The 12,966-nt window shown below is 55.3% G+C and carries 12 protein-coding genes; 6 read left to right on the top strand and 6 right to left on the bottom strand.

Features of this window, described 5'->3' with window-relative positions:
- The first annotated feature begins 126 nt into the window (after positions 1-126).
- Positions 127-882: a GntR family transcriptional regulator gene (locus HB393_RS18755; protein WP_213806732.1), complete on the top strand. Its 756-nt coding sequence runs from the start codon at positions 127-129 to the stop codon at positions 880-882.
- On the opposite strand, the gene HB393_RS18760 is transcribed toward HB393_RS18755, so the two are convergent.
- The gene (locus HB393_RS18760; RefSeq protein WP_213806733.1) at positions 879-1,757 is read right to left on the bottom strand and encodes an NAD(P)-dependent oxidoreductase; all 879 of its coding nucleotides are present in this window, start codon (positions 1,755-1,757) and stop codon (positions 879-881) included. The genes HB393_RS18755 and HB393_RS18760 overlap by 4 nt on opposite strands.
- A gap of 159 nt (positions 1,758-1,916) precedes the next feature.
- On the opposite strand from HB393_RS18760, the gene HB393_RS18765 reads away from it, so the two are divergent.
- The 3 genes from HB393_RS18765 to HB393_RS18775 all read left to right on the top strand — a co-directional run bounded on the left by HB393_RS18765 (position 1,917) and on the right by HB393_RS18775 (position 4,744).
- Entirely contained in the window at positions 1,917-2,375 is a 459-nt protein-coding gene (locus HB393_RS18765; protein ID WP_213806734.1) for a hypothetical protein, read from the top strand.
- Between the two features lie 32 nt (positions 2,376-2,407).
- Positions 2,408-3,922 (top strand): hypothetical protein, encoded by a 1,515-nt coding sequence (locus tag HB393_RS18770; protein WP_213806735.1) that lies wholly within the window; start codon positions 2,408-2,410, stop codon positions 3,920-3,922.
- A gap of 72 nt (positions 3,923-3,994) precedes the next feature.
- The gene (locus HB393_RS18775) at positions 3,995-4,744 is read left to right on the top strand and encodes an SDR family oxidoreductase (protein ID WP_213806736.1); all 750 of its coding nucleotides are present in this window, start codon (positions 3,995-3,997) and stop codon (positions 4,742-4,744) included.
- A gap of 16 nt (positions 4,745-4,760) precedes the next feature.
- Here the strand turns inward: HB393_RS18775 and HB393_RS18780 are convergent, their stop codons facing one another.
- Both HB393_RS18780 and HB393_RS18785 read right to left on the bottom strand, forming a co-directional pair.
- The gene (locus tag HB393_RS18780) at positions 4,761-5,984 is read right to left on the bottom strand and encodes a multidrug effflux MFS transporter (RefSeq protein ID WP_213806737.1); all 1,224 of its coding nucleotides are present in this window, start codon (positions 5,982-5,984) and stop codon (positions 4,761-4,763) included.
- A gap of 433 nt (positions 5,985-6,417) precedes the next feature.
- Positions 6,418-8,427 carry an ATP-binding protein gene (locus tag HB393_RS18785; RefSeq protein ID WP_213806738.1) on the bottom strand — a complete coding sequence of 670 codons (2,010 nt, stop codon included), beginning with the start codon at positions 8,425-8,427 and terminating at the stop codon, positions 6,418-6,420.
- Positions 8,428-9,049: 622 nt separating this feature from the next.
- Between HB393_RS18785 and HB393_RS18790 the strand changes: the two genes are divergently transcribed.
- Entirely contained in the window at positions 9,050-10,327 is a 1,278-nt protein-coding gene (locus tag HB393_RS18790; protein WP_213806739.1) for a GGDEF domain-containing protein, read from the top strand.
- 35 nt (positions 10,328-10,362) lie between these two features.
- Here HB393_RS18790 and HB393_RS18795 read toward each other — a convergent pair whose 3' ends face one another.
- From HB393_RS18795 to rpsD, 3 genes are read right to left on the bottom strand one after another with little or no spacing between them, the layout of a single operon-like run.
- Entirely contained in the window at positions 10,363-11,313 is a 951-nt protein-coding gene (locus HB393_RS18795) for a CbiX/SirB N-terminal domain-containing protein (protein WP_213806740.1), read from the bottom strand.
- 24 nt (positions 11,314-11,337) lie between these two features.
- A complete protein-coding gene (locus HB393_RS18800) occupies positions 11,338-11,583 on the bottom strand; it encodes a hypothetical protein (RefSeq protein WP_213806741.1) in 246 nt (81 codons plus the stop codon).
- Positions 11,584-11,641: 58 nt separating this feature from the next.
- Complete coding sequence (rpsD, locus tag HB393_RS18805; RefSeq protein ID WP_255551345.1) at positions 11,642-12,349, bottom strand: 30S ribosomal protein S4; 708 nt, start codon at positions 12,347-12,349, stop codon at positions 11,642-11,644.
- A gap of 258 nt (positions 12,350-12,607) precedes the next feature.
- Between rpsD and secG the strand changes: the two genes are divergently transcribed.
- Positions 12,608-12,901, top strand: a complete 294-nt coding sequence (gene secG / locus HB393_RS18810) for a preprotein translocase subunit SecG (RefSeq protein ID WP_213806742.1) — start codon at positions 12,608-12,610, stop codon at positions 12,899-12,901.
- Positions 12,902-12,966: the final 65 nt, after the last annotated feature.

A 12,966-nucleotide genomic window follows, 5' to 3' on the forward strand; every position in this document is an offset into this window, starting at 1 on the left:
CACATGGCTCTGATGCAAGATATATTTTGTATCTGGGTTGACTGAGTTACATCCGCACGTCGCTGTATGATGACCCCTGCTAACTCCTTTTCAGCCCAACTCACTAGGCGAGGACGACCCACTTCTATGTCGGTTGCTATGGATGCTCTCAATAAACGGGGTTTTGTCCCGCTCTATTACCAGATTCAGCAGACACTTCTCAATCGCATCACCTCGGGTGAGTTGAAGGAAGGAGACATGCTGGAAAGTGAAGAAGAGCTCTCACGCCGCTATCTGGTCAGCCGCATGACCGCACGCCAGGCCCTTCAAGGCCTGAAGGCTAAAGGCTACGCCGTAAGCGAACGGGGCCGGGGCACATTTGTCATGAAGCCGAAGCTGAGTAAGAGCATCCTGATGCTCGAAAGCTTCACGGAAGAGATCCGCAAAAAAGGTATCACACCATCCTCGCGCTTATTGCAGCAAAAGGTATCGAGCCCCGACCCCGAACTTGCCGAACGGCTCAAGCTCTCTCCCGGCGACCGTATCCTCTACCTTCGCCGCCTCCGTCTAGCCAACGAAGTTCCACTAGCAATTGAAGAGTCCAACATTCCCCTCAAGCGATTTCAAGGCCTGGAATCGATTGATTTCTCCACCTGCTCCCTCTACGAAACGATGCATGACCGTTACGGTATAGAGTTTGGCTGGGCAGATGAGACCATCGAGGCTATGCTCGCAGCAGCAGACGAGGCGAAACTTCTCACTATTCCGAATCGCGCAAGCCTGCTCTGCATTAGCCGCACCCTCATGGCCTCCGATGGAAGCCCCTTGGAATTCGCCCTCTCCCGCTATCGCGGAGATCGCTATCGAGCATCCCTCCGCGTCACCTTATCGCAAGCCGACTAAGAGGACTGCTGCGTGTACATCCGAATGATCGCCGATACATTCTCCGCGCCCATGCCAGCGGACAAGGCCTTTTCAAAGACCTCACGAGCAGCGTCGGAGACCGGCACTGTGCTTCCGCTGCGCTTGGCTAGATCGCTAAAGTACGTAAAGTCCTTCGCGATAAGATCGTTCGTAAACCTCGGAGCAAAGTCTTTATTCAACATCAGCCTCGCGACGCCAGCAGCCGTAGGACTCGCAACTGGCATTGTCGCAAGTACATCAAACACACGTTGAACATCCAACCCATTCTTCTGAACAAATACCAGTAGTTCAGCAAACGCCCCAATCTGGACGCCGAGAAGCGCATTGACGGCCAACTTCATGATGATGCCATGTCCGCTCCCACCAATATAATGCGGTGAACCAACCGCGGAGAGAACCGGCTCTGCCTTGTCATACACAGCCTTCTCCCCACCAACCATCACGACAAGTTGTCGGCTTTCCGCCTGCGGAAGCGACCCGGAGACGGGCGCATCCAGCAACTGAATCCCTCGCTCCCCACTCAGTTTCGCCAATTGCTCAATCCACTCCGGAGTAACCGTGCTGGACTCGATTGCAATCGCACCCGCGGTCATACCTCCAAGTGCTCCCGTCTCCTTATTGCCCCAAACCTCTGAGGACGCCTTATCATTCGTAACCATCGAGATAACAATATCCGCCGCTTCGGCGGCCTCCCTTGGGGTGTTCGCTACATGTGCGCCTAATGCCGCTATACCTTGGCTCCCGCCCGCGGAACGATTCCACACAGAAAGCCTAAAATCTGCAGCGATAAGATTGGCGGCCATGCGTGATCCCATGGCACCAAGACCCAAAAACGTTACTTTACCTACACTCATGAATTTCTCCTGAAGCCATTATTTCATTCGTCTTACTTCAGAGAGGGAACGTTGACTACGTAAAAACCACAGACAAAACTGTCTCCTACGATACCCAGCTTGCACGTTGTAAATTGGAAAAATTACAAGGGCGGCGCGCAGGGATGCAAAGGATAGGTTATGCTTTCCGCACACCGCAGCATCGATCCGGATGCGTCGCAAAAAGCTCCACTTGCTGTCATCTACTCCCAGTTTGACTTGAAAATGATGGGCTACAAGGCGCATCAAGCTGTGCGGCAAGGAAGCAACGCCATCAGCGAGCTTCCAGGCTCGCGCCGGAGCTATGTGCGGAACACGCTCCCACACGAACACACGAGAATAGTCTCCAACGAAAGGCCACCTGTGGAGCGCTTCCCTCCTGCACTCCTTCTGCTGCTTCCTCTCGCCATCTCTACCTCTGCCTATGGCCAGCACTCTCTCGCAATGCACGATCACAGTGCTGTGGGAGGCCCCTCCGACTGCGTTCCCGGCCGCTTCGACCTTCCTATCCAGCTCTACCCGCAGGCCGAGTCTGGAAACCTCTTCACCATGTCAACACGACAAACCCCAAAGCTCAGCAGTACTTCAACCAGGGCCTGACCTTCTTCTACGGCTTTGACTCTGAGTCCTCCATGCGCTCCTTCCACATGGCTGCAGTAGCCGATCCGAATCTCGGCATCGCGTACTGGGGAGTTGCCCTCGCTGCAGGTGGAGACCTTAACATCCCCATCGACGACCCCTGCATGCGCCTCGCCGTCGAGCAGAGCGCGAAGGCCTATAGCCTGCTCAACTCTGCCTCTGCAGCAGACCGACTTTACATCACAGCCCTCACCTCCCGCTACGCCAGCCGGCCAACGCCCGGCGCCGATGCTCCCGTCCGCGATCCGCAACAGCTCAGCGTCTACTATGCACTCGCAATGAAGGAGGTCTACGAAAAACTTCGCTCCACCGATCCTGACTCATCCACGTTCTACGCCTTCAGCCTCATGAGTCTGCGCCCCTGGCTCTGGTGGACCATCTGGGGCCGCCCTTCCGCAGAGATTACTGCAGCCATCGCGGCACTGGACTTCGGTCTCCGTCTCTTCCCGGAGCACATCGGGCTTAATCACGCCCTGATCCACGCCTCGGAAGAAGCGCCCGTCGCCGACGCCGTCAAGTCCAAACGCTCCGCCGATCTCCTCTTTCATAAAGCGCCCTACATCACCCCTCACCTGAATCACATGCCCTCACACACCTACCTTCTGCTCGGCGATTGGGACGGAGTAGTCAAAACCAACCTGAAAGCTGTCACCGCAGACCAACCCTGGGCGAAGGCCTGCGCGTCGGCTCCCTTCGCTCCGACCTGCAACGAACTCCTCGTCGGCCACTACTATAGCCACGACATGCTCTTCCTAGATGTCGGCTATAACAACCAGGGCCTCTGGGAGCAGGTCCTTCCACTTGCCAGCCAACTCGAAGCCAACACCCTCACCTATATCGGTACTCAACCTGGTCTGGAGCACTACCTCACCACCAAGGTCATGATGATGGTCCACTTCGGCAAGTGGCAGATGCTCGCCAACCTTCCACCGCCGCAGCCAGACATGCCTTCACCAACCGATCCGAACTTCTGCTCCCACCTGCACCTCAAGCTCGCCTCCGCCATATGGTACTTCGGCCAGGCGATGAGTCACGCCTCACTCGGCCAGCCGACAGACAGCGACGTAGCCCGTTTTCAGCTAGCCCAGGGTTGCGTGCAGGGCGTAGGCCTCGGTTGGGGCAACAATACCGCCACCGACATCCTCAACGTCGTGCACTGGCGCATGCTCGAACGCATCGCCGGCACCAAAGGTCTCAAGGATGCAGCAACTCAGTTCGCCCTGCTGGGAGTCGAGTCCGAAGACCTCCTCAACTACGACGAGCCGCCCGGTTGGTACATCTCCGCACGCGAAACCTACGGTGCCGCACTCTATCTCCAGGGCAACTATACCGCCGCCGATGGTGCCTTCCGGGAAGACCTGAAGCTGCATCCCAACAACTCCCGCTCCCTCTACGGTCTCTGGCAGACACTCAAGATAACCAGTCCTGGAGCACCGGCAACCGCCGCCGAGAAAGCCTTTCGGGAGCAGTGGAAGAGCCCAATTCTCCCCGATCTCAAGGACATGTAAACCAATCGCGCAACTTAAGTCGAAGATGCCGTTCCAACTGTAGACCGGCGCTATCTCATCTAAGATCTGTCTATGAATAGGCCAACTGCTCTCATCACGGGAGTCGGGCGCACAGTCGGAATCGGTGCTGGAATCGCGCGGAAGCTCGCATCCAACGGTTGGGATGTGGCGCTATCGTACTGGTCCGCTTACGACGAGCGCATGCCATGGGGATCTCAAACCTCCGATGTAGAAGCTCTTAGGAATGAATTGTCCGAAGCCGGTGCACGCGTAACTGCCACTTCTGCTAACTTCGAAGATTCCGCCGCCGCATCCTCGCTGATGAGCACTGTGCGAAGCGCACACGGCCCTATCTCCGCGCTTGTGCTCTCCCATTGCGAATCGGTCGAGTCAGGCATCCTCGGCACAACCTTGGAGAGCTTCGAGCGCCACTTCGCGGTAAACACCCGCGCAAGCTGGCAACTCATTCGCGAGTTCGCCCTGCAGATCCCCCCGACGGGAGGTCGAATCGTCGCACTGACAAGCGATCACACCGTGGGAAACTTACCGTATGGAGCAAGTAAAGGAGCATTGGATCGAATCGTACTAGCGGCGGCCCGTGAGTTCGGAGATCTGAAGATCTCGTCCAACCTCATCAATCCGGGACCGATCGATACCGGCTGGATGGACGAAAGCATCCGAACCGCATGCCTTGCCCGCCAACCGACAGGTCGACTCGGAACTCCTGAGGACATCGCGAATCTTGTCTCTTTTCTCCTCTCCGACGAAGGAGCATGGATCAACGGACAACTCCTCAAGGCAGACGGCGGCTTCTCATCCTGAATCGCAGGTTGAAAACCTAATGCAAGACAACAGTATCCCGCTCTTCGCTTTCCATTACTTGGTTGATGCCCTTTCGCCCCACCAGAAGGACTGCCAGCGCAACCAGAGCCGTGGAAGAGAGCAGCGACACCACGGACCCCGCTCCTAACATACCGATGCCCATGGAAATCAAGGCTCCTGTGCCCGTCTGCAGACAACCCAACAACGCCGACGCCCGGCCGGCATTGCTCGAAAAGGGAGCAAGCGCCAATGCAGCCGAGTTCGGGTAGGTCAGGCCGATGCAGGAAAGAAAGACGAAGAACAACACCAGCGTAGCCGCCAGTCCCACCGTATGGCTGAGCCGTCCAGCAAAGAAAAGTATTCCTGTAAGAACCTGTACCACCAACGCGACAAAGAAGGTCCGTTGGCTTGTGAAACGGCGTAACAAAAAGACATTCATCTGATTGCCGCCGATGAAGCCCATCACCAGCACCGCGAATACAATCCCGAAGGCCTTTGTCCCCATATGAAAACCATCCATGAAGATGATGGGCGATCCGGCCACAAAGGCAAAGAGTCCAGCAAAAGAGAACCCGCCCGCGAGCGTGTAGGTCAAAAACTGCCGCTGCTTCAGAATGCCCCAGAAGCTTCTCAACATGGGTCCCGCACGAAGCGAGACCGAATGATCCGGCTCATGCCCTTCCGGCAAGAATAGAAATGTCACCGTCAGGATCACAAACGCGATGATCGCAAGTAGCCCAAAGATCCACCGCCATCCCAACCCTGAGATGAGAAGGCTTCCGATCGTCGGCGCCAGCAGCGGCGAAACACCGATCATCAAGAAAAGAAGCGAGAAGATCTTCGCGCTCTCCTTCACCGGAAAGAAATCCCGCACCATCGCGATGGCGCCAACTTGCGCCACGCACCCACCCAACGCTTCAAAAAATCGCAGTAAGACAAACGCCTTTAGACTGTGAGCCGTCGCGCAACCGACCGAGCATAGGATGTAAATCGTTAGTCCAAAATAGAGTGGTCGCTTTCTTCCAAAACGATCCAGCAGCGGACCATAAAGCATCTGCCCCAGGGCAAAGCCCACGAAGTAAGTCGAAAGCGAGAGCGAGATCTCCGGCGTAGTCGACCCGTACTCGGCGGCTATAGTCGAAAAAGCCGGCAGATACATGTCGACCGCAAAGGGAGTCACGACACACAACGCGCCGAGCAAAACAATAATCCAGGTGTTGTGGCGTTGAAGACGCGCCATCTAAGTCGGCTCTACTCTCTAGCTATAAGGTTCACTGGGCTTTGGTTGAGTCTTCTTAGGTTCATATTACGAAAGACAAGAGTTACAAAAAATCTCACTCTCTCAGAATAATCGCTTGGGCAGCCCCTAGCAATTATTCGACCTCCGCCTCGGGGTGCTCCAATCCTTTGACCACTGAATAACGCACGTAAAACCTGTGGTCACAAGAAAGACATTTGATAGGCCTGAAACCCATCCCCGACAGGAGCCAGTCCATACCCCGGCGGTGCGAGCGATGGACATCCCGGGACTTACAACGAGGGCAGGAAAAAGAGGACAGAAACATGTTTGTCTCCTTTACTTGCATGTGCGTTCTACCTCGTAGTATATAGCGCCTTCATTCAAGGCCCGTGAATAGCCTCAGCAAACTCGACTTATCTCCACCATTATCGTTTCAGTTCACCAAAGCAGACGAGAGCCCGCCATCAAGGACATCTCGTATCTTGCCCGCGAGTTGTTGTTGCGTAAAGGGCTTCTGCAGGAACGGAGCAGCCCCGTCCCCCACCCCATAGAGCACCAAGGCATCCGTCGTATAGCCTGACATCAAAAGGACCTTCATCCCCCCGCGAATCTTGCTAGCCTGTTCCACCAACTGCCGCCCGTCCATTCCCCCTGGCATCAGCAAATCCGTAATCATCAGATCAATCTGATTTGGATACAGTCGACATAACGCCAATCCCTGGCTGGCTTGGGTCGCCTCCAGAACCGTATAGCCTTGCCTCTCTAATATCAGGACCACAAGATCCCGAACCAGATCATCATCTTCTACAACCAGCACCGTCTCAGTTCCTCGCAGCATCTCCGTGCGCTCCCGCGGCGCTTCAACGGAGGTAGTTCCTTCGACGCGGGGAAAGTCGATCCAGAAGGTCGTTCCGGAATCTACCTCACTGAAAAATCGAATTGTTCCCCCACTCTGTTCGACGATGCCAAATACTGTGGCCAATCCAAGACCAGTGCCCGACCCCTGTGGCTTCGTTGTATAGAAGGGCTCAAAGATATGCTGTTGCGTCTCGAGATCCATACCCGTTCCAGTATCAGTCACTGTCAGACTGACATAACTGCCCGCAGCCAGGCCTCGAATACGCCGCCCGCCTTCACTCACGCCGGTATTCTCAGTTCGAATGGACAGCGTACCGCCCTCAGGCATCGCGTCCCGAGCATTCAGCGCAAGGTTGAGAATAATCTGCCCCAGCTGCCCCGGATCGGCAAGCATCGCTCCCAGATCTTCATCGAACACATGATTCAATTCGATGTTGTCGCCAATCAATCTGCATAACATCTCCTTCAGCTCCAGAATCACTGTATTCAAGCAGACGACCTGTGGACGAAGTACCTGGCGGCGACTGAACGCCAGTAACTGCTGCGTCAACGCCGCCGCTCGTTCACTTGCCTTCTTGATCTCCATCGCTTGACGAAAGGAATCGCTTCCCTTCTCCAGGCTACCCATCAATATTTCGCTGAATCCCAGGATTCCAGTCAGAATGTTATTGAAGTCATGGGCCACTCCTCCAGCCAACCGGCCAATGACCTCCATCTTTTGCCCTTGCCGCAGCTCATCCTGAACACGGCGCAACTCGACTTCGGTACGTCTGCGTGGAGTCACATCGCGAATCGACATGAGGATCATCTCTCCACCACTGAGCCGCCGCACATTTAAACGTAGTGTCTTGCGCCCAGCCAGGGGAAACTCCGACTCGATCTCCAGCTCTTCATAAGCTCGATGAGTAAGCAGTACCTTCGCGAGCAGCTCTTTCAGAACTGGGATATTCCACGCGCCATGCGCCAGATCGTAGATGAAGCGAGTCTCCGTATCCTCTTCGATGTGGCTGAACGTCCGGTAAAACGCTCGGTTGGCCTTCTTAACGCATAACGCGTTATCCAAAATAAGCAGCGGCTCGCGCACGACCTCCATAATCGACGTCACCAAATCCAGGTCTTGGGTATCGAAGGGGCTAGTGAGTAAAACCTCTTCGGAGGACCCCCATCTTTGATTGATGGAACGTGCCTCTTCTTGCGCTATTTCGAGCGCTCTATTGAACTGCTGAACCTCTTCGAGGTTCGAAAGGATCTCCTCGTCGGCGGATTCGATGTCGTGGTTATATTGAACCTGCGATGCTCTCGCCAGGCCATCAACCGGCTTTACATGCATTTGTGTCACGAGCGTAAGGGTAGGCTTGGAGGAATGAGCCTCTTGAATGGCCTTCCATCGTTCATGAATGGCGCGTGCTTCCTGCTCCGCGGCTTCCAGTCTCTCTTCGAAGGTCCGAACTGCTTTAGGCTCGGAGGCTATGGAACGCCCTTCCATAGCCTCTGTAGATAAACCTATGCTTCCCATCGGCAGTCCCTCGGGGCGGCTCGCACCCTCGTTGGTGAGCAACGATCCTCTTGCAGGTAGATGCCCCATTCATAAGTCCTTTCCATCAGACAGTACTGGACTGCAGCAACTAGGCAACTGAGGAACCAACACCAGGCGGCTTAAATGGCATGAACCATGCCTCCTCCAGCCAGCATGTCGCTGCGCACGGCAGAAAACTACCCATCAAATAGCCGCTTCAAGGTAAAGCGGTATCTTACGCTGCTACCGCCATAAGATCTCTACCTCATTTTCGCCACGGACAATCCCTCGCATTCTTCCAATTAGGACAGAATTAGCTTAAAAAGAGGCTATAATCTGCTCCGTTTTGCTCACTTCGTCGAAACGTTCACAGAAGTTGCCGAAAAGATACCCCAATAGCCCCGAAAAATCGCTATAGACCGGCCCCCAAAGCCAGTCGAGTACGGAAGTGAAACTACGCACAAAGAAGCTCAGCGACATTCTCGGATAAAGAAGATGCGCGATGGTATAACGGAACTTCGCAAACTTGGTCGATCGCTAACTCAATTCAAAACGACGCGGCCTTCGCGAGCAAAAACCTTCGGAAGAATCCCGTATTATCTAACTTATCCGGATGCAGCGCATCAATAGAATCACCCTGGGTCAGCTGACTTTGGCTATAGCTCTATCGGAACTACGACTGGCTCGTTGAATGATCAATATCCTCCCGCTTCCCGATCTCGTCGGCATGCTAATCCTCATGGGTGTATTAGCTTGGGCTCGCACGAAATATCGCGATCAGAGCGTCAATCTATGGCTGCTCGGCCTAACGTTCATCTTCACGGAGAGCGTCGCCGTCGCCTTTTACAAAAACTCCCAGTTCTTCCACTCCGGCCTTCACGCAATTGCACTGGGCGCGTATCTGCTCGCAGCAGTAACCTTCGGTAGCGCCTCGCATCAGGATATTCTGCCGGGTACGCTCCGTCTGCCGATCCTTTTGCTTCCCTCCCTGCCCCTATTGCTGATTACGACCGCGTATGGTCTGGAGGAGACCTCGCCAACGTTCTACGTGGTTATAGTCGCAACCAGTGTTTTGTTGGGCATGGCTTATATCCTGGTCGGCGTTCCAGCAGACATAAAGTACAAATCGCGGCTCATCGCGATCCATCTCACAATGTGGCTTCCCATGTTGGCCATGGCTCATCGCGGCACCCTTCGATGGACGGTCTATTACGGTCTCGCCTACATCTATATGCTGGTCGCCGCATCCTTCCGCGACCGCGTAAGGCGGGACGGAATGGGCGGAATCGTGATCGTATGCGGATTCGCCATCTGGGCTCTCTGCCTTCTCTTGCACCCTCTGGTACGCAACGTGGAGGTCTACGATCCCTTCTTCTCTCAGATCTGGGATATGCAAAAGTTCTTCGTGATTATTGGCATGCTCTTGGTTCTCCTCGAAGACCAGACCCGCCAGCGCGAACAGGATGCCTTGCACGACTCCCTCACAGGTCTGCCGAACCGCAGACTCTTCGACGACCGCCTCAGCCGAGCCATCGACCACTCCCGCCGCCACAATAGCGTAATCGCGGTCTTCATCCTCGACCTGAACGGCTTCAAGCAGATCAACGACGTATACGGCCACCATGAGGGCGATCTGGCCCTCAAGCTCGTCGCGCAGGAGCTGCGCGCAACCGTCCACGCCTCCGACACACTCGCGCGTTGCGGAGGAGACGAATTCACCGTCATTTCAAACGATGAAGCCGGGTCAAAAAACTACGATCTCATCGCCGAACGTCTGCGCGTAGCAGTCTCCTCCGTCGGAGCGGCGTCAGGAGGCCGTTACAGCCTCAGTTGCAGTGTGGGCTATGCGCTCTTTCCGCACGACGCAACGGAGGCAACAAAGCTCTGTGAGATCGCCGATCTACGCATGTACGAAGAAAAAAGACTGGTAGACATCGAGGCTCCCATGTCGTCGATGGAGACAGTATGACCTCCACTCTCTCCACATAGGCCCCCCAGCATTTTCTACTTCGCCGAAGCTATTACCCACTCGACGATACGGCCATCCGGCAGCAGCCCTTGAGACGGTATCCGGTACTCCAACCCGTGTAGCCGCTCGCGTAGCCCGTCCTCGATTCCTCCATAAGACAACAGCAGCGGAACAACAAGAGCAGTCTTTTGCGAGAGATTCACCTGCTCCACCCGATGACGCAGATCTTTCGTAGCCAAGTCCCGAACCTTATCGTCAGCATCGTCGCGCAACGTCAGAAACTCGATGCCAGCATATTGCGTCTCGCCTTGGATCTTATCCGCCAGGATCTTCATATCCTGCAGCCACAACACATTCTCATCGTCCGGAACAGGGCCATGTGCCACTAGAATGACCACCTCTCTCTTGGCGTCCTGGCTGATAGTGGCAGCCCTTTCTTTCAGGATGCTCGCTACCAAAGCGTGATGATCGAGCGCAGGAGTCATCCGAATCGGAACGCTCGAACGGATGGGCTTGGACGCCTCGCCCGTCGAAGTCCCATCATGGGTAGTCGTACCATGATCCATCGTCATACCCCCGCCATGATCCATTGAGGCGAACATCTCTAACTCCTCAGGCGCGGTAGGACGCAAACCAAGCAGATACGCCGTGCTATCGATCACCGAACTGTGAGAGCTCACAAACAGTGGAACCGCGACGATCTCAGTCACCCCCCGAGCCGTCAGACGGTCGATACCTCCCTGGATGGAAGATCTCGTCGCCATCCCCAGCGCAATCTCCGTTGGAATCTTAAGATCCACCTGGTCGGCGACATGATGCACCTCTTCGTTCCAGGAGAGGAGGCGGCCGCCATGCGCCAGCAGCAACACGCCAACCCTTCTGGCCTTCACCTCCGGCTTACCTGAAGTGCTGGTTTGTGCTCCCAGGCAGCTTCCAGCTAAGAGACAAACAAGAATCGCCGCACAGAGCAGGTACCGCCTCATCATGTACCTCGTTATTAATTTTAAATATCAATGAGTGAATCGTAGGTGACGAGGGTCATGCGCGTGAAAGGAGTCCGAATCGATCTCCTCATCCGCAACGATCTTGGTGAGTTCTTCCAATGCATCCCGTATCAGGAGCCCAGCCTGTGCGAACGCCTCCGGCGCAAGCGTAACCGTAACCGGTCCCAGCTTCAGATGAATCGACCTGCACTCGCACATATGGACGCGGCCGAGCCCAGGACGGTCGGCAAGAATGATATTGAAATCCTTCATGAATACTCCTTGAAAATTCCTCGTGCCCATCAAAAGGTCCAAAGCTAGCGATACAGATCTAAACTCCGCGCTTGGCGTAGTATTCCGCAACCTGATTCGCATTGAACTCAAACGGAATATGACTCGAGTCCGGAATCATCAACAGAATTCCTCGATCGGTCGTATCCGGATTTTGATACTGCAAAAAAGACGGCATCGGGAGCCGGGGAGCCTTACGCGCAGCCTCGATCGCCGCCAGTTGGCTCGCCTTCTCCGTAAGCTGAACCACCGCACCGGGGCGAAGAACCATCGAGCCGATCGTCGCTCGCCTTCCATTCACCAGGATGTGGCCGTGTGACACCAGCTGCCGCGCAGCCGACATGCTCCGCGCAAAGCCCAGCCGAAAGACAAGATTATCCAGCCGCCGTTCGAGCAGCCCAATCAAAGCCTCAATCCAGTTTGAAGGCTGAATGCTCTTCGCATCCCGTACGAACCGGCGCAGCTGCTCTTCGCGGATGCCGTAATGAAAGATCAGCTTTTGCTTCTCTTTCAATTGCGCTCCGAACTGGGAGATCTTCGGCTTGCGGCTCTTCCCATGTTGCCCGGGCGGATAGTTGCGCTTCTCTAATGCTCCGGGTTTACCCAATCCTGGTAATTCGAGACCCAACGAGCGTTGGATCTTCCACTTCTTCGCCTCACTCATACTGTCGCTCCCTGTGACTGGACGTGCAACAGTAAGAAGCACGCCAACCTGATCGATCTCTTGAGTCGCTGCGGGCTTCGCCAAAAGACTCCGCAGCACTCACTTGATCGCAGACTACTTTGGTCCGATATCCAAGTCAAGCCGAAACGTCCGACCCATGCGAAGAATCATCGGAGATATCTCACTACCGTCGAGGGTGCAGCTTGGACGCTCCGAGCGAGTGGTACACTAACCAATAGATTGAGGCGCTACTACCCGAAGGGTTTAAGTCCCTTCCCCGCACAATCCACACATCTTCCGGACTTCTCTCCGGTACAAAACTGAGGTCTCAAGCTCAACCCGATGGTCTATCTAGTCGTTATCCTCCACGTCGTCGTCTCGTTGTTCCTTATTGGCGTCGTCCTGCTCCAGCAGGGCAAGTCGGCCGATCTCGCCGGTGCCTTCGGCGGCCAGGGCTCGCAGACAGCATTCGGACCTCGCGGAGCAGCCAATCTGCTCACCAAGCTCACCACCTACTCCGCCATCTGCTTCATGCTGACCTCCATCAGCCTCACTATCATGCTGGCCCGTGCCAACTCCGACCACTCGGTCCTCTCCGGCACCAAGACCACGCAGACCACCCCCGCGAAGAAGTAGCCTTCCGGCTCCAGATACCGAATGCGCAAGCCCATGGCTTGCGCATTTTTTATGCGTAACGATAA

The sequence above is a fragment of the Granulicella sp. dw_53 genome (assembly GCF_018449545.1).
In the GTDB taxonomy this organism is placed as follows: domain Bacteria; phylum Acidobacteriota; class Terriglobia; order Terriglobales; family Acidobacteriaceae; genus Edaphobacter.